This window comes from Micromonospora aridisoli (assembly GCF_056150025.1).
In genome coordinates this window covers 405,908-423,346 of the sequence record NZ_JAXCFK010000005.1, presented here as the reverse complement: position 1 = coordinate 423,346, position 17,439 = coordinate 405,908, and the positions used below count along the sequence as shown (strand labels likewise).

General features: G+C 70.0%; 13 protein-coding genes and 1 pseudogene. 7 read left to right on the top strand and 7 right to left on the bottom strand.

Translation table 11 applies throughout. The features are described 5' to 3' along the window. From SM447_RS13955 to SM447_RS13945, 3 genes and pseudogenes are all read right to left on the bottom strand, one after another. Nucleotides 1-1,470 (bottom strand): annotated as a pseudogene (locus SM447_RS13955) (CotH kinase family protein); the annotation flags it as partial. A gap of 227 nt (nt 1,471-1,697) precedes the next feature. Next, the gene (locus SM447_RS13950; RefSeq protein ID WP_474573186.1) at nt 1,698-2,528 is read right to left on the bottom strand and encodes a polyphosphate polymerase domain-containing protein; all 831 of its coding nucleotides are present in this window, start codon (nt 2,526-2,528) and stop codon (nt 1,698-1,700) included. Beyond that, nucleotides 2,525-3,127 carry a DUF4956 domain-containing protein gene (locus SM447_RS13945; RefSeq protein ID WP_474573185.1) on the bottom strand — a complete coding sequence of 201 codons (603 nt, stop codon included), beginning with the start codon at nt 3,125-3,127 and terminating at the stop codon, nt 2,525-2,527. The genes SM447_RS13950 and SM447_RS13945 overlap by 4 nt, the downstream gene beginning before the upstream one ends. A gap of 601 nt (nt 3,128-3,728) precedes the next feature. Between SM447_RS13945 and SM447_RS13940 the strand changes: the two genes are divergently transcribed. After that, complete coding sequence (locus SM447_RS13940) at nt 3,729-5,366, top strand: glucuronyl esterase domain-containing protein (RefSeq protein WP_474573184.1); 1,638 nt, start codon at nt 3,729-3,731, stop codon at nt 5,364-5,366. Nucleotides 5,367-5,631: 265 nt separating this feature from the next. After that, complete coding sequence (locus tag SM447_RS13935) at nt 5,632-7,002, top strand: endo-1,4-beta-xylanase (RefSeq protein WP_474573183.1); 1,371 nt, start codon at nt 5,632-5,634, stop codon at nt 7,000-7,002. Nucleotides 7,003-7,059: 57 nt separating this feature from the next. On the opposite strand, the gene SM447_RS13930 is transcribed toward SM447_RS13935, so the two are convergent. Then, on the bottom strand, nt 7,060-8,643 hold the full coding sequence (locus tag SM447_RS13930; RefSeq protein ID WP_474573182.1) for a glycoside hydrolase family 43 protein: 1,584 nt from the start codon (nt 8,641-8,643) through the stop codon (nt 7,060-7,062). 407 nt (nt 8,644-9,050) lie between these two features. On the opposite strand from SM447_RS13930, the gene SM447_RS13925 reads away from it, so the two are divergent. Beyond that, entirely contained in the window at nt 9,051-10,217 is a 1,167-nt protein-coding gene (locus SM447_RS13925; RefSeq protein ID WP_474573181.1) for a glycoside hydrolase family 12 protein, read from the top strand. A gap of 173 nt (nt 10,218-10,390) precedes the next feature. After that, complete coding sequence (locus tag SM447_RS13920; RefSeq protein WP_474573180.1) at nt 10,391-11,770, top strand: glycosyl hydrolase family 18 protein; 1,380 nt, start codon at nt 10,391-10,393, stop codon at nt 11,768-11,770. Between the two features lie 361 nt (nt 11,771-12,131). Here the strand turns inward: SM447_RS13920 and SM447_RS13915 are convergent, their stop codons facing one another. Then, nucleotides 12,132-12,908 carry an IclR family transcriptional regulator gene (locus SM447_RS13915; RefSeq protein ID WP_474573179.1) on the bottom strand — a complete coding sequence of 259 codons (777 nt, stop codon included), beginning with the start codon at nt 12,906-12,908 and terminating at the stop codon, nt 12,132-12,134. 73 nt (nt 12,909-12,981) lie between these two features. Between SM447_RS13915 and eda the strand changes: the two genes are divergently transcribed. Together eda and SM447_RS13905 are read left to right on the top strand one after the other, a co-directional pair. Next, a complete protein-coding gene (gene eda, locus SM447_RS13910) occupies nt 12,982-13,593 on the top strand; it encodes a bifunctional 4-hydroxy-2-oxoglutarate aldolase/2-dehydro-3-deoxy-phosphogluconate aldolase (RefSeq protein WP_474573178.1) in 612 nt (203 codons plus the stop codon). Then, nucleotides 13,590-14,702, top strand: a complete 1,113-nt coding sequence (locus SM447_RS13905; protein ID WP_474573177.1) for a sugar kinase — start codon at nt 13,590-13,592, stop codon at nt 14,700-14,702. The genes eda and SM447_RS13905 overlap by 4 nt, the downstream gene beginning before the upstream one ends. 27 nt (nt 14,703-14,729) lie before the next feature. On the opposite strand, the gene SM447_RS13900 is transcribed toward SM447_RS13905, so the two are convergent. Together SM447_RS13900 and SM447_RS13895 are read right to left on the bottom strand one after the other, a co-directional pair. Further along, nucleotides 14,730-15,572, bottom strand: a complete 843-nt coding sequence (locus tag SM447_RS13900) for a YybH family protein (RefSeq protein ID WP_474573176.1) — start codon at nt 15,570-15,572, stop codon at nt 14,730-14,732. A gap of 64 nt (nt 15,573-15,636) precedes the next feature. Further along, nucleotides 15,637-16,674, bottom strand: coding sequence for a sigma-70 family RNA polymerase sigma factor (locus tag SM447_RS13895; protein ID WP_474573175.1), 1,038 nt, complete (start codon nt 16,672-16,674; stop codon nt 15,637-15,639). A 174-nt stretch (nt 16,675-16,848) separates the two neighbouring features. Here SM447_RS13895 and SM447_RS13890 point away from each other — a divergent pair, with 174 nt between their 5' ends. Then, nucleotides 16,849-17,343 carry a DinB family protein gene (locus tag SM447_RS13890; RefSeq protein ID WP_474573174.1) on the top strand — a complete coding sequence of 165 codons (495 nt, stop codon included), beginning with the start codon at nt 16,849-16,851 and terminating at the stop codon, nt 17,341-17,343. The last annotated feature ends 96 nt before the right edge of the window (nt 17,344-17,439 follow it).

Here is a 17,439-nt window from a genome sequence, read left to right as displayed (position 1 = left end):
CCGGCGCAGCATCCAGTCCCGCATGTACTGGACCTGCCCCTGCCAGGTCGGTGAGGTCGGCGTGATGAACGGCCCGATCATTCGCGTGCTCAGGTTGGGCCAGCGCTGGAAGTTGCGTTGCGCGCCATTGGTCAGCGGCCCGGTGAGGGCGTTGATGCGGGACTGCAACGACGCGTCGGAGAGCGGGCCACGGCGCAGCGTCTGCCAACGCACCCGCACCTGGTTGACGAAGGCCGGATCACGCAACAACTGCGTGAACCAGTCGTTGGCGACCGGCTGGCGGGTCTGCTGGTACTGCCAGCCGGAGGTCTGGTCGTTCTGGAAGAAGCCGCCGACTCCGAAGCTGAGGTCGTAGTCCCAGAGCGGACCGGCGAAGATCTTGGTGTCCCGGTCCTTGTAGAAGTACGCGCTGCGGATGTACGAGTCCATCTCCCGGCTCAGCTCGTTGATGATGAGCTGGTCGACGAACGAGTCCACGTCGATGTACGCCCGGTAGCCGGTGACCGGGTCGGCGAAGTTCGGTGCTCGCAGCACGTTGTGGAACTCCTGGATGTGGTTGCGCAACCAGTCCCGTTGCTCGGGCTGCAGCGGCGACGGGTCGGCGACCTCCAGGTAGTTCCAGCAGGTCGCCGCCGGGCCGGTGCAGGGCAGGGTCGGCTCCTCGGCGGCCATCCACTCGAACTTCCAGATGTAGCCGCCGGTGATCCTCGGCAGCGTCCGGTCGTCGGCGCGCAGCTGCTTGAGATCCAGGCGGTTCTTCGAGTTCTTGATCGTCTCGACGATCATGTAGACGCCCATGTAGTCGTCGGCACCGACCGGGCCGGCGTCGGTGTTCAGGTAGAACTCGGCGAAGGCGTAGCGGGGGGCGGGCAGACCCATCTGCCGCCCGAGGTCGTAGACGAACGCCTCCCGGATCAGGGCCTTGTCGCTGAACGGCCCACGCAGCACCCAGTCCGAGTCGGCCGGCATGCCGAGCACCGGATAGTCGGCATCGTCGTTGGTGTTGTCCCGGAACTCCAGGCGGTACGGCGTCTTGTCGAACATCGCCGAGGACTGTCCGCGCAGCCGGACCCCGGCCCGGGTGGCCACGGCGGGAGCAGCGGCCAGCGAGGTGGTCCCGCCGCTCGGGTCGAAGATCATGGTGGCGGCGTCGACGTACTCCCGATTGGGTCGGCCGGTGCCGTACGAGTCGACCAGGATCACCGGCAGGTCGTGCGCGGTGCTGGTGTTGCGCGCGACGTACATGGCGGTGCCGGGCGCTCCCGACGCGGTCTGCCCGACGAAGGCCTGGGCGCGCAGCTGCGTCGTACGCGTCAGGCGCAGCGGTCCGGAGTAGAGCGACGACTGCGCGTTCGGCAGGCGCCCGTCGGTGGTGTAGCGGATCTGGGCGCCACTGACCGTGGTGCTCAGCGACACCGACACCTCGCCGGAGAAGGTTCCACTGGGTACGGAGAAACGGATGTCGCCCACCAGGTCCTCGGCGGCGGCAGCGGCCGCGACGGCGTCCGCCGCTGTCGTGCCGGCGGCGGGACCGGTGGCCCGGTCGATCTTGTTGGTGGAGCTGGTGGACGTGCCGGCGACGGGCTCGGCACCAGCCGGTGCCGGTGACGGGAGCAGAAGCCCGGCGACCAGCACGGCGACGGCCGCGATCCCCGCTGTGCGCAGGGCTGCCGCCGAGGTGCCGGCGCTGCGGTCGGTCAGACGCACGATGCCTCCTGAACGGGACGGTGGGTGGTGGAGGTCGGTGCCGTGCCCACCGACGAGGTGGTGCGGAAGTGACGGCGCAGGGTCCGGCGCCACGGTGAGTCCGGCAGGTCCGGCCGCAGCGCCGCCAGGCCTGTCGCGTACTTGGAGATGCGGGCTGGCCGCAGCCCTCGCTGCCACAGCATCCGGTCTGCCGGCGAGGCGGCGAAGCTGGTCTTGGTCTCGACGATGGCCAGGTCGGGCAGGTGCAGCGAGGTGTCGCCGGCCTGCCAGGCGAGCCCGGTGTCGATGGTGACCCGGCTTTCGGTCTCCGGCAGCAGCAGGGTCGCCCGTCGGTAGGTGGTGACCAGGACCGGGTCGAGAGCGTTGCCGGCCGGCGGGCAGACGGCCTCCCGCACGAGTGCCTCGTCGACGAAGTCCTGACCGGGACGCACGGTGGTGCGGTCGTGCGGGTCGTACGGCAATCGGTGTTTGGTGATGCTGCCCCGTGCGCCGCTGATCTTGACTTCGAGCCAGCACTGAGCGGAGTCGAGGTAGGTGCGGGTACGCACCTTGAAGCGCCGTCGCCGCCGGTAGGCCGCACAGTGGTAGCTGGCCAGCATCGGGGTGTCGAAGTACACCGACTCGTAGCGGAAGCTCCGCTCACCGTCGATCTCCAACACCCGCGCGTGCGGGGTGAGCTGCTCCAGCAGGTTCGGCAGCCGGCCGAGCGGGACGAGGTACTTGCGGTCCACCCTGGTCTGCAACGCGGCCCGGTCGACGAGTTCGGCCAGCCCGATGGTGGCCATGCCCGTCAGCGGCGAGGTGATCGGCGGGAAGCTCATCGGTGGGCTCCCGCCTGGGCCGGCATGGCGGCGGTGGCCGCGGCGGGGCGGCCCTTCACCGAGTATCGGACGTCGACCACGGTGGTCTCGTTGACCAGGTCGAGCCGCTGCACCGTGGCGACGTGCACTCGCGCGCCGAGCAGTTGTTCCAACTGGGCGACGAGGGTGACGTGATCGGTGACGGCCGAGTCGAGCACCATGATCTGATGCCGGTAGTGGCGTAGCAGCCGGGGATGATCGCCGAGGAACATCACCACGATGATGAGACCCATCAGGCCGGCACTGAGCCAGACCGAGGTGGTGCTCAAGGCACCCAGGATTCCCAGGGCCAGGGCGGAGAAGTAGTACGCGACCTCGTGCTGGTCGAGCTCCGTCGAGCGGAGGCGGATGATCGACAGTACGCCGAACAGGGCCAGCCCGAGCCCGAGCCCCGCGCCGACGTTGCTGGCGCTGAGCGCGCTCGCCACCGCGAGGACGCCGACATTGACGCCGAGGTAGGCGACGACGAGGTCGCGACGGCGATGCCTCGGGAAGTAGAGCCCGAAGACGAGCAGCGCCACCGCGCAGATGTCGATCGCGAACAGGACGAGCTGCGACATCTCGTGTCTTCCTCCTGGGTCGCTGCCGCGTCGGCCCGCACCGTCGCCTCGCCGGCGGACGAACCGAGGGCGGGAGCCGAACGCGACCGGAAATCCCGGTAAACTTACGACAACTGTTCCGAGAACAGTAATGCTTTACATCGAAGTACGTCAATGCCAATCTGGCTCAACCTGGACTTTTGGCGCATCGATATGCCTTCGCCGGCGGCCGTCGGTGACCGATGGCGCTGGTCAATGCGGGGTTGAGCGAAAGCAAACGACGCATCGATCAACAATGAACGGACGGCGAACGACGTACGGGTGCCGTGTTCGCCGGGGTGGTGGCTCCGTCGCGGGTTCCGGCGGTTGGCGGGGCCGTCACCACGGCGGAGATCCTCCGCCTTCGTCGTCCCGGTCTCGGCGGATCGGTCCGTGGGTGGGTCGCTGCGGCGGGTGGTGCCGCGCTGGTCCACGGTCGGGTCCGTGGACGATGATCGGTTGGTAACTGTCGAGACGTATTGACATGTTTCGCTAACAGGATCGAAACTTGCCGGGGACAGCTATCGATGTATATCGATAACTCTGTTCGCCTCCTGTGCGGCCTGACCGGAAGGGGACTTCAGTGACCAGCACGTGGGGCCGGTCCCAACTCCGGTCGGCGATCGTCGTACTGGCGGTGGCGACACTCGCCCTCGCCGCGACGACCTGGGCGGTGTCGCGGACAACCGTGGCCCGGGCCGCCGTCGGGCTGGCGGCGGTCGCGCCGGTGGAGGACGAGGGCGTCGACTGTCCGGTCCCGAATCCGGGCTCACCCCCGGCCATCTCCCGACTGCCCGACCCATTCCGCAAGCTCGACGGAACCCGGATCTCGGCGAAGTCCGACTGGCGCTGTCACCGGGCGGAGACCAAGCAGCTCGCACAGCGGTTCGTCTACGGCGAGAAGCCGGCCCGACCTCAGACCGTCAGCGGTACGGTCTCGAACACCAGCATCACGGTGAACGTGGCGCACAACGGGCGCACCGCCAGCTTCTCCGCGAGTGTTCAGCTGCCCAGTGGCGGCAGCGGACCGCATCCGGCAGTGGTGGTGCTCGGCGGGTTCGGAGCCGACACGGCCACCATCCGCTCCGCGGGCGCCGCCGTGATCAACTACGATCCCCTGGCGGTGGGTCGGGAGGGCACCCCCCGCAACAACAAGCAGGGCGCCTTCTACAGCATCTACGGCTCGTCGAGCGGCACCGGGCTGCTGGTCGCCTGGGCGTGGGGCGTGAGCCGGATCATCGACGTCATCGAGCAGTCGGGCGGCACCATCCTGCGCGCCGACGCGACCGGTGTCACCGGCTGCTCCCGCTACGGCAAGGGTGCGTTCGTGACGGGCGCGTTCGACCAGCGCATCGGGTTGACCATGCCCATCGAGTCGGGTAGCGCCGGCTCGCCCATCTTCCGTGGCATCCCCGGTGAATCCGGCGCCCAACCGCTGAGCAGCGCATACGGCGAGCAGCCGTGGCTGGGCGACGCCTTCGGCTCCTACACCGGCAACCCGGCGAACCTGCCGGTCGACACCCACCAGACGGTGGCCATGGTGGCGCCACGGGGACTGCTCATCATGGACAACCCGCACATCGACTGGCTGGCCGCCCGGTCCTCCAGCGTCGCGGCGCTCGCCGGGGCGGAGGTCTACAGGGCGCTCGGCGCAGGCGACAACATCAGCTACTGGTCCGACGTCCAGGACGGCACGCACTGCGCCTCGCGGCCGGAATGGCGTACCCCGTTGCAGCAGCACATCCAGAAGTTCCTGCTCAAGACGGGTAACTCGGCCGGCGTCTTCCGGATCTCCAGCCGTAAGGCAGGCAACCTGTCCGAGTGGCGGGACTGGTCGACGCCGACCCTCGCCGACGGCCCCACCACCCCGCCCACCACGCCCCCGACCACCCCGCCCAGCACGCCCCCGACCACTCCGCCTCCGGCGAGCGGCGGCTGCTCGGCCTCGGTGTCGGTCAACCAGTGGACGGGCGGTTTCGTCGCCACCGTGCGGGTCACCGCCGGCTCGTCCCGGATCAACGGGTGGACGGTGGCCGTCACGCTGCCCTCGGGTGCGAGCGTGACCAACGTCTGGAATGCCGAGCGCAGCGGCACCGGCGGCGCGGTCACGTTCGGCAACGTCAGTTACAACGGGGTCATCGCCGCCGGCCAGTCCACCGAGTTCGGCTTCCAGGGCACCGGCACCGGCACCGGGATGACCCCCACCTGTACCGCTCGGTAGCCTCCGGCCGCCCGGGGCCCGCCGGCCCGGGCGGCCGATGTGAGCGCTCACTGAAGCAGAGCCAAGCGCCCCACCTGGGCTGCTCCGGAACTTTCGGCGAAGTTTCCGGAAATCATTGACGTACGTGAAACCTCGTTGAAATACTTCGGCCCAGTAAGGCCGATGCGATCCTTTGGTCGGGAATCTCATCGTCGTTCCCATTCACCCCACAAGTCCGGATTCATGCTGCCCGAAACCGGGCCACCGGACCCGGAAGGAGTGTCAGATGGCCAACTCTTCCCGAGCGCCTGGACGTCCGAGACGTCTGCGCGTGGCGCTCGTCCTCTCGGCCGTCGGCATGCTGGCCGCCGCGGGCGCCGTGGTCCTGCCGGGCAGTGCCAGCGCGGCGAGCACCCTCGGTGCCTCGGCGGCTGAGCGCGGCCGGTACTTCGGCACGGCCGTCGCGGTGAACAGGCTCAGCGACTCGGCTTACACGACCATCCTGAACCGCGAGTTCAACCAGGTCACCGCCGAGAACGAGATGAAGATCGACGCGCTCCAGCCGAACCAGGGGCAGTTCAACTACGGCAGTGCCGACCGGCTCGTCCAGCACGCCCGCAGCCAGGGCATGCAGGTCCGGGGACACACCCTGGCCTGGCACTCGCAGCAGCCCGGCTGGATGCAGAACATGTCCGGCACCACGCTGCGCAACGCGATGCTCAACCACGTGACCCAGGTCGCCACCCACTTCCGGGGACAGATCGCCTGGTGGGACGTGGTGAACGAGGCGTTCCAGGACGGTTCGAGCGGTGCCCGCCGTGACTCGAACCTCCAGCGAACCGGCAACGACTGGATCGAGGCGGCCTTCCGCGCCGCACGTCAGGCCGACCCGAACGCCCAGCTCTGCTACAACGACTACAACATCGACAACTGGAACGACGCCAAGACCCAGGCCGTCTACCGGATGGTCCAGGACTTCAAGAGCCGCAACGTTCCGATCGACTGCGTGGGCCTGCAGTCGCACTTCACCGGTGGCTCGAACTACCCGAGCAACTACCGCACCACGCTGTCCAGCTTCGCCGCCCTCGGCGTCGACGTGCACATCACCGAGCTGGACATCCGCAACGCGCCGTCCGACGCGTACCGCAACGTGGTCAACGACTGCCTGGCGGTCGCGCGCTGCAAGGGCATCACCGTCTGGGGCATCCGCGACTCCGACTCGTGGCGCTCCAGCGAGAACCCGCTGCTGTTCAACGGCAGCGGCCAGAAGAAGCCGGCCTACGACGCCGTCCTCGCGGCGCTGAACAACGGCACTCCGCCGCCGAGCGGCAACCCGACGACGCCGCCGCCCAGCGGCAACCCGACCACTCCGCCGCCGAGTGGTGGGTGCACCGCGTCGATCACGCCCGGCCAGGTCTGGGGCGACCGCTACAACACCTCGGTGACGGTCAGTGGGGCCAGCACGTGGTCGGTGGTCGTCGCGATCACCGCGCCGCAGAAGGTCTCCTCCACCTGGAACGGCAACCCGACCTGGGACAGCAGCGGCAACGTGATGACGATGCGCTCCAACGGCAGCGGCAACACGTTCGGCTTCACCACGATGATGAATGGCAACTCCAGCGCCCGGCCGCAGATCAGGTCCTGCACCGCAGGCTGATCGGTTCGTGCCACACCGGCCGTGCGGGTTCGCCCCGCACGGCCGGCCCTCGTTCGGTCACGGCGTCGTCGGCGCACCCGGCGCGTCGGTCGCCGCGGGCTGGTAGTCGAACCAGTCGAAGGCGGCACTTCCGTCGGTGACGTAGAGGCCGAAGACCCGGCCGGTGAAGCCGGCGGCGACCTCGGTGGACAGATAGCGGCCGTCGAGTTCGGCAAGCACCACCGGGCCCTGCTCGGTGTCCACCGCGAAGGTGACCATGTCGCAGGCGGAGGGACGTACGCCGAAGGGCGCGCCCGGTGCCGCCGCCTGGTCGGCGGCGGTGGCCGTCGGCGGCAGCAGGTTGTGTGTCCTGGTGGAGATGGTGAGCGTGACCGGCCCGGCCGGCACCTGCCGCTCGCCGAACACCTGGCGGAACGGACCGACTCGGCCGATCATCCGTACGGTGCCGCCGGCGACCTCCAGGTCGTAGTGGTGGGCTTCGTCCAGGCGCAGGGTCAGCCCGGCCCGCCCGGTACCAGGATCGACCCGGACGGCGGCCCGGCAGTCGTGATGCAGTTGCCGGTGGGCGACGAGCGTCGCGCCGGCGCGGTCGAGGGTCGTACCGTCGGCGTGCAGGGTCAGCCATCCCGGCCGTTCGGTGAGCGACAGGCTCGTCCTCGGCCGATGACGCAGGGAGATCCAGCGCGGCGACAGCTCGCCGCCGTCGAAGTCCTCGCGGTACCCGCCAGCGGCGGGGGCGGGGGCGAGCGCGGGTGGGCTGCCGGCGGGGGCGGCCATGACCTCCTCGACCGGGTCTACCACAGGCCAACCGTCCACCCACCGCACCGGCGCCAGAAAGGTCTCCCGACCGAGCACGTGGTACGGCGGCCACTGGCCCTTGGCACGAATGCCGAGCAGAACCATCCACCAACTGCCGTCTCCGGCCTGGACGAGGTCGGCGTGGCCGGTGGCCTGCACCGTACGCTTCATGCCGCGATGGGTGAGGAAGGGGTTCACCGGTCCCGGCTCGAACGGCCCCCGGATACTGCGGGACCGGGCGATGGAGATCGCGTGCCCGGTGTGGGTCCCGCCTTCGGAGACGAGCAGGTACCACCATTCGCCGATCCGGTACAGGTGCGGGGCCTCCGGGTACTGCCCACCGGTGCCGGACCACATCGGCACCGGCCCCTCCAGCACGGTGCCGGCCTGCGGATCGACGCGATAGGACTCGACCCCCGACACGGTCAACCAACAGTCACCGTTGTCGTCCCAGGCCAGCGACGGGTCGACGTGCGGCAGGTCGAAGTAGACCGGGTCCGACCACGGTCCGGCCGGGTCGACGGCGGTGACGAGCAGGTGCCGGCCGAGGGTGACGTCAGTGGTGATCAGCCAGAACCGGCCGTCGTGGTGCCGGATCGTCGGCGCGAAGATGCCGCGCGAGGCGTGCGTGTCCGGCGGGAGCCGCAACTGGCCGGGGCGGTCGAGCACGTTGCCGATCTGCCGCCAGTTCACCAGGTCCCGGCTGTGGAAGATCGGTACGCCAGGAAAGTACTCGAAGCTCGAACAGACCAGGTAGTAGTCGTCGCCGACGCGGCAGATACTCGGATCGGGATGGAAGCCCGAGAGCACCGGGTTCCGGAACGTGGTCGAGGGGGCTTTCATGCCGACCGATGCTATGCACCTCGGCGCCGTCGGCGTCAGCTCCGGACGGGGCCCGATCAGCCGCAGCCGATCGATTCGGTGATCGCCGAGTAGGCCGGCCCCTGGGGGCGTGGGCACAGTTCATTGACTGCCGTCTGGCTGCCGTCGTACCGTCGCAGCGTCAGCCATCGATGATGGGCAGGGCGACCGAGCCGGCGCCGCGTCCCCCGGGCGACTTCCAGGGCAGGGTCGCCGGGCGCGATGGGCCCGCGACGGCCGAGGCCAGCGCCGCAGGCACGGTCCGGCCACGCACACGCCGCTGCCGGCTGCCGCCTCAGTACGTGGTCACAACCTGCCCGGCAGGATTCGGTTGTGAACGCGAACAGTCCCGGTCGCCCGGATGGCGGCCGGGACTGAAGGAGAGAGCAATGGTGAAACGGAAGCGCATCGCCCTGCTCGCCGCCGCGGCGGCCAGCACCGTCGTCACCGCCGCCGTCGGAGTCGCTGTCGCGCACGCCGCAGCGGTCGGCTGCGCGGTGCGGTACACGGTTTCCGCGCAGTGGCAAGGCGGCTTCAATGCCGACGTGACCATCACCAACCTGGGTGACCCGGTGTCGTCGTGGCGACTCACCTGGTCCTACGCCTCGGGGCAGCGGGTGGCGCAGGCGTGGAACGCCACCGTGACCCAGAGCGGCGCGCAGGTGACCGCGACCAACATGTCGTACAACGGGGTGATCGGCACCAACGGCACCGCGAGCTTCGGTTTCGGCGGCTCGTGGAGCGGCAGCAACCCGGTGCCGACCTCGTTCGCGCTCAACGGGGTGACCTGCACGGGATCCAGCAACCCCGGCCCGACGCCGACGCCGACCCTGACCACCCCGCCGCCGATACCCGACTGGACCCCGGTCGGCCCGCTGTGTGACAGCGACGCTGTGATCGACATCGGCAGGTACTGGATTCCCAACAACCAGTGGGGCGCCACCGGCGCGACGGGCAGCCAGTGCATCTGGTCCCACGGTGGGCCGGGGAACCCGATCCGGTGGGGGACCAGCTACGACTGGAGCGGGGATCCCGGCAGCGTCAAGTCGTACGCAGCGGCGATCCTCGGCTGGCACTGGGGCTGGCGGCGGTCCAACACCGGACTGCCGGTGCAGCTCTCGGCGGCCCGCGACGTCAACACCCACTGGCAGTTCACCGTCACCGCCAACGGCGCCTCGAACATGAACGTCGCGTACGACATGTGGTTCCACCCGATGGCGAACCCGGGCTCGGAGGACCAGCCCACCGACGAGCTGATGATCTGGCTCTACCGCTCCAACGCCTCCCCGGCCGGCAGCCGACAGGGCACCGTGACCATCGCGGGCACCACCTGGGAGGTGTGGCGCGGTCGGGTGGGCACCTGGAACGTCTACTCGTACGTGCGAACCGCCAACACCACCAGTGCGAGCCTCAACCTCCGTGACTTCACCGACGACGTGGTCGCCCGAGGCTGGATGAGCAGTGCGAAGTACCTGACCAGCGTCCAGGCGGGTCCAGAGATCTTCACCGGCAGCGGCGAGGTCAACACCTCGTCCTACTCGGTCACCGTCGGTTGACCCCGGCGCGACGGTGCTCATCGAAGTACGTCATTGACCGCTACCGTTAACACTCTTTAAGATTTGGCTTCCTCGAGGAACCAGCACCCGTACGCCACGGCCGGTCATCGGCGGCTCAACAGCGACCGGCCGTGGCGGCACGGCACCGTCACCTGCCAACGGGAAGGCCCTCGATGTCCTCACCACGCCCCCGGCCCCGCTCGGCCCTGGCCGCCGGCCTGCTCGCGCTGATCACCGCCGGCGCGACCCTCGCCTTCACCCCGACCCCCGCGCAGGCGGTCGCCCTACCCAACAACTTCAAGAGTGTCGGCTACCTGCCGTCCTGGACCGGCAACGTCAACTCGGTGCAGTACCACAAGCTCACCCACATCAACTACGCGTTCGTGCTGCCCAACAGCAACGGAACCCTGCGGGCGGTGGAGAACCCGAGCAAGCTCACCTCGCTGGTGCAGCTCGCGCGCGCCAACAACGTCAAGGTCTCCATCGCCATCGGCGGCTGGAACAACGGTGACGACTCGGCGTTCGAGGCCCTCGCGGCCAACGCCAGCACCCGCACCACGTTCGTCAACAGCGTGGTCAGCTTCGTCAACCAGTACGGCCTCGACGGGGTCGACATGGACTGGGAGTACCCCGACCCGGGGACCTCGGCCAACAACTTCAGCCTGCTCATGTCCCAGCTCAGCAACGCGCTGCGGCCACAGGGCAAGCTGCTCACCGCGGCGGTCGTCGCCGAGGGCTACTACCGCGACGGCGTACCCACGGCGGTCTTCAACCACGTCGACTTCCTCAACATCATGGCGTACGACGGCGGCAGTCCACACGCCAACTACGACTGGTCGATCAACGCCGTGAACGGCTGGAAGGCCCGAGGCCTGCCCGCCAGCAAGGCCGTCCTCGGCGTGCCCTTCTACAGTCGGCCCGGCTACTACACCTACGCGCAACTGGTCGGCATGGACCCGGCCAACGCCAACCGGGACTGCACGACCGCGGGCGGCGCCCAGCAGTGCTACAACGGCATCCCGACGGTCAAGCGCAAGACCCAGTGGGCCATGGCCAACGCCGGCGGCATGATGAACTGGGAACTCACCCAGGACACGACCGGGTCGACCTCGCTGGTCAGCGCGATCTACGACACCGTCATGGGTGGTGGCACGCCCCCGCCCAGCGGCCGGACCGGCCCGATCACCGGCATCGGTGGCAAGTGTGTCGACGTGGCCGCCGCTGCCACCGCCAACGGCACCGCCATCCAGCTCTACACCTGCAACGGCACCAACGCGCAGCGCTGGACCGTGGCCACCGACGGTACGCTGCGCGCCCTCGGCAAGTGCCTGGACGTGACCAGCGCCGGCACCGCCAACGGCACCCCGATCCAGCTCTGGGACTGCAACGGCACCGGTGCCCAGGTCTGGCAGGCCCAGTCGAACGGCACGCTGCGCAACCCGGCGTCGAACAGGTGCCTCGACGCCACCGGCAACAGCTCCGCCGACGGCACCCGGCTGCAGATCTGGGACTGCTTCGGCGGTGCCAACCAGGTCTGGCGCCTGCCCGCCTGAGGCACCCCACGAAAGCGTCCCGTCCGACGGCCGGCCAGTCCTCACTGGCCGGCCGCCCGGCGCTGACCCCCCACGCCGACCGATCGAGCCCCCTGACCGCGCCCCTGACCGCGCCCCCGACACATCCTGACCCGCCCACCCCCTGCTCTGCTTCAACCCACGCACCGCTGTGGTGACCCCGACGGGGGGTGCCGGCCGGGCGTCGAGGCGACAACTTCCCTGTTGTTGTCGCCTCCGCGGGCGTTGAGGCGACACTTTCCCTGTTGTTGCGGTCTGGACGACCGTGGCGGCGCGGCGCGGCGCGGTCGGGGTGGTCGGGGTGGTCCCGGGGGGTGTCGAGGGCGGTAGGGAGTGGGCGGGGTTATGCGGTCAGGATGCCGCGCGCCTGGGTGAGGCTGCCGACGGTTTCCCGCAAGGCCGCGACGATCGCCGTTTCGAGCTCCGGTCGCAGCCTGGTCACCGGCACGGAGACGCTCACCGCGTCGACCGCCGGCGACCCCAGCGGTACGGCCATCGCGAAGCACCGGATGCCCTCGGCGTTCTCCTCCCGGTCGACGGCGTGCCCGGTGATTCGCGCGGTCGCCAGGTCGGCGTGCAGGTCCTCGCGGTCCGTGATCGTCTGCGGGGTGAGCTTGGGCAGTGGCCAGTTCAGCATCCGGTCGACCTCGTGGTCGGGATGCTCGGCCAGCAGCGCCTTGCCCAGCGCGGTGGCGTGCGCGGGCAGGCGGCGACCGATCGCGCTGTAGAGACGCAGTCGATGCACCGACTCGCGCTTGGCGAGGTAGACGACCTGGTCGCCGTCGAGTCGACCGAGATGCACGGCCTCGCCGAAGCGCCGGGACAACTCGTCGAGGACACCGGTGAGCAGGCCGACGCGGTCGTCCCCGTCGAGGTAGGCGGCACCGACCCGCAGCGCCCGCAGGCCGAGCCGGAACCGGGTGCCCGTCTCGTCGGTCTGCACCCAGCCGCGGCTGGTCAGGGTACGCAGCAGGCCGTGCAGGCTGCTCTTGGGAATGCCGAGCGCGCGGGCCAGGTCGCCCAGCGCCCAGGGGTGGGGCTGATCGGCGAGCAGTTCGAGCAGGTCGAGGGTGCGCCCGGCCGACTTGACGGGCTGGAAGTCCTCGGGCGCGGTGGACACGGGGTCACTCTAGCGAAGGGCCGAGGACTCCAGTAGGGTCACATACGTGACCAGTGTTCACAGTCTTGAACAGATGTCCGTCGGTCCCGTGCTGCCCGTGGTGGTGCTCGAACACGCACGGCACGCTGACCCACTCGGTGACGCCCTGGTCAAGGGCGGTCTGACGGCGGTCGAGGTGACCCTGCGTACCGCCGCCGGGCTGGAGGCCATCGCGGCGCTCGCCACCCGCGGTGACCTGACCGTCGGTGCCGGCACGGTGCTGACCGGGGAGCAGGCCGAGCGGGCGATCGCCGCCGGCGCCCGGTTCGTGGTGACCCCCGGTTTCGCGCCGGCGGTGGTCCGAGCCTGCCAACAGGCCGGTGTGCCGGTGGTGCCCGGCGCCGCCACCGCCACCGAGATCCAGATGGCGCTCGACGCAGGCCTTGACGTGGTCAAGTTCTTTCCCGCCCAGCAACTCGGCGGCGCGGCGATGATCAAGGCTTTGGCGGCCCCGTTCCGCGACGTCCGGTTCATCCCCACCGGCGGCATCACCGCCGCGGTGATCGCCGAGTACCTCGCCCTTCCGGCGGTCCTGGCGGTCGGCGCGAGCTGGATGGTCGCGACCGACCTTGTCGCCGGTGAACAGTGGGACGAGATCACCGCCCGGACCCGGGAGGCACTGACCGCGGCCGGAGGTCCGGCATGAGCGAGCGGCGGATCGTGTCACCGCGGCCGAAGGACGACTGCCGCTACGACCTGGTCTCGCTCGGCGAGGTCATGCTGCGCCTGGACCCGGGTGAGGGTCGGGTCCGCACCGCGCGGCACTTCCGGGTCTGGGAGGGCGGTGGCGAGTACAACGTCGCCCGGGGCCTGCGCCGCTGCTTCGGACTGCGGACCGCGATCGTCACCGCGTTCGCCCGCAACGAGGTCGGCCTGCTGCTGGAGGACCTGATCCTCCAAGGAGGCGTCGACACCAGTCTCGTCACCTGGCTGCCCTACGACGGGATCGGCCGCGTCGTCCGCAACGGGCTCAACTTCACCGAGCGTGGCTTCGGCGTACGCGGCGCCGTCGGCACCTCCGACCGGGGCCACTCCGCCGCCAGCCAGCTCAAGCCGGACGACGTCGACTGGGACCACCTCTTCGGCACGCTCGGGGTCCGCTGGCTGCACACCGGCGGCATCTACGCCGCCCTGTCGGAGACGGCCGCGCGGACCGCCGAGGCCGCGATGACCGCCGCTCGCCGGCACGGCACGATCGTGTCGTACGACCTGAACTACCGGCCCAGCCTCTGGAAGGCCGTCGGTGGCCAGGACCGGGCCCGAGAGGTGAACACCCGGCTCGCCAGGCTGGTGGACGTGATGATCGGCAACGAGGAGGACTTCACCGCCTGCCTGGGCTTCCCGGTGCCGGACACCGACATCCACAGCGGCGCGCTGGACGCCGGCAACTTCAAGGCGATGATCGAGGCGGTCGTCCAGGCGTACCCCAACTTCCGGGTGGTGGCGACCACCCTGCGCGGCGTGGACAGCGCGACCGTCAACGACTGGGGCGCGGTCGCCTGGGCCGGTGGCGCGTTCGCCGAGGCCACCCACCGGCCTGGTCTGGAGATCCTCGACCGGGTCGGCGGCGGCGACAGTTTCGCCTCCGGGCTGATCTACGGCCTGCTGGAACGCGACGGTGACCTGGCGCTCGCGGTGGAGTACGGTGCCGCCCACGGCGCGCTGGCGATGACCACTCCCGGTGACACGTCGATGGCCAGCCTGGCCGAGGTGGAGGCGCTGATGCGGGGAGCCGGCGCTCGGGTACAACGCTGACCCCCGCCCGGGCGGTCCGGATTCTGCTCAGGGAAGCAGATCGGTCCGCGCGGCACCGGTCGCCGGATCCAACGGGTAGGACAGGTGCTGGTGGACGAGTTGCCAGCCGTCGGCGCGTCGCACGAACACCCGGGTGCCCCGCGACCAGCCCTCGACGGCCTCGCCCTCCGGCGCGGCCGTCCGCACCCGGTTCAGGCCCCAGGCCACTGCGAGGTCACCGTCCACCATGGTCGTCAGGTCGGGCACGTCCCAGCTCACCTCACCGTCACCGGCCGCGTCGAGACCGGCCCGGCAGACCTCACGGACGGCCGGCTCGCCGACATACCGCAGCGGCTCCTCGTGCTCGTACGACACCACGTCGGCGGCGATCGGCTCCATCAGGGCGTCGAGATCCTTGGCGGCCGTCGCGGCGAACCACCGCCGGTGCAGCTCGCGCAACTCACGCTCATCGGCCGCCCGATTCCGGTCCGGTGTCGGGTCGAGCGCGAACGAGTGGTGCTCGTGGGTGACCACCCAGCGGCCGTCCGTCCGGCGCAGACCCAGCGTGAGGCGCAACCGTCGGTCGGGGGTCTCGGCGAAGTCCTCCGGTGTGCCGCAGCGCAGCAGGGCGTACGCGAACGCCACGTCGTCGCCGGCCGTGACGTCCAGCGACTCGATCTCGAACAACGCTCCCTCGGCCTGCCACCGGAAGAACGGCGGCCACGTCTCCCGGTACGCGTCGATTCCCCGTACGCCCCGCTGCGGGGGCGGTACGTCGAACATCACCACGTCCTCGGCATGGTCGGCGAGCACCGTGTCGAGGTCACCCTGGTGCACCGCCTCGGCCCAGCGTTCGATCAGGTCGCGGATCTGTTCCTCATTGGTCGTCATGGCCGGCTGGTCCTTCCGGGTCGATCTGTTCCGTCACACCTACAACCCGGGCCGGAGCGCGAACTCATCGCGGTCCGACGAATTCGTCCTCGACAAGTCGGGCGGGCAGGCCGAAGGCCGGGAACGGAGCCTCGAGGAAGGAGACCACCTCGGCCACCCGGTCGCCGTCCACCGCCAGCAGGTCCAGGCCCGCCGGCAGGTAGCCGCCCCGGGCCCGGTCCCAGAGGTACGTGCCGAACGCGAGCTGTCCGTTCGCCCAGGTCGGCAGGAACCGCCAGCGGTGCGACAGCACCGCCTCGACGAGGAAGCCCCGGATCGTCCCGCGGCCCTGGTACCAGACCCGCTGTGGCGGCATCGAGTACCGCGCGTCCTGGGTCAACATCGCCACCAGAGTCTCGACGTCACCGGTTTCCCAGGCGGCCGCGTACCGGATGGCCAGGTCACGCTGCGCCGCGTCCCCGACTGTGCGCAGGGCCTGTTGCTGGGTTCGGTCCGGCAGCAGGTCGGGGAGCACCGCGCGGGCCCGCCGCAGTGCGCTGTTGACCGCCACGACTGTGGTGTCCAGCAGGTCGGCGACCTTGCCCGCCGGATAGCCGAGCACGTCACGCAGCAGTAGGACGGCGCGTTGCCGGGCCGACAGGTGTTGCAACGCGGCCACGAACGCCAACTCGACGCTCTCCCGGGCGAGCACCCGGGCCTCCGGACTCAGGCGCTGTGTCCAGTCCATCAACCTGTCCGGGTAGGGCTCCAGCCACGCCACCTCGGCCGCCGGCTCCCGGTCCGGCCGCAGGTCGACCGGCAGTTCCCGCCGCCCGCGCCGCTCGATGAGCGTCAACGCCCGGTTTGTTGCGATCTTGTAGAGCCACGGCCGGATCGAACCGCGGTCGTCGAACCGCGCCAGCCCACGCCACGCCCGATCCAGGGTGTCCTGCACCGCGTCCTCCGCGTCGTGCAGCGAGCCGAGCATCCGGTAGCAGTGGGCCCGCAACTCGTCGCGTAGCGGCCCGACGAGACGGCCGAACGCGTCACCGTCACCGGCCCGCGCCGCCGCCAGCCACTGATCGCTCGGCTGCTCGTACCCAGGCTCTCGATCGGGATTCACCATCCTGACGGTACGCCGACAGCGGCCTCCGTCAGCCATCACCCGGACGGGGTGTCACGTCCTCGCCGCGAGCTGTCCGTCGACCGCGCGACCGGGCTGCGCTCCACCCTCGGCACGGTCCGGCAAGTGGCGTCGCGGTGCCCGCGCACCGGAGGTTGCTGGCATGCTGTCGCTGTGTCCATCACACCGAACTCCGTCGAGGACGTACACGACCAGCCGCTGCGGGCCCAGTTCGAGGTCTTCCTCGACCAGCACCGCGCGATGCTCAACAGCTGCCTGGACGGGCTGACCGAAGAACAGGCGCGCCGGTCGTTGGTGCCGTCCCGGACCACCCTGCTCGGGCTGGTGAAGCATGCCACCTTCGTGGAGAAGGTCTGGTTCGACGAGGCGGTCAGCGGTCGGTCACGTGCCGAGATCGGCATCCCCGCGACACCGGACGAGTCGTTCGTGCTCGACGACGCCGACACCATCGACGGCGTCCAGCGGGCGCACCGGGAGGCGTGCGCCGCCGCCCGCCGTGCCACCGCCGACCTCGACCTGGACGACCTGCTGACCGGCAACCGTCGCGGGCCGCTGCCGCTGCGCTGGGTCTACCTGCACGTGCTGCGTGAGCTCGCCCAGCACTGCGGGCACGCCGACATCCTCCGCGAGCAGATCCTCGCCGAGTAACGCCGCGAGCCCCGATCACCCCACATCCGCCGGGCCGGGGGCACGGGACGTTTCGGCCATGGGAGGATGCGCCCTGTGTTGATCGCTGCTGACCTG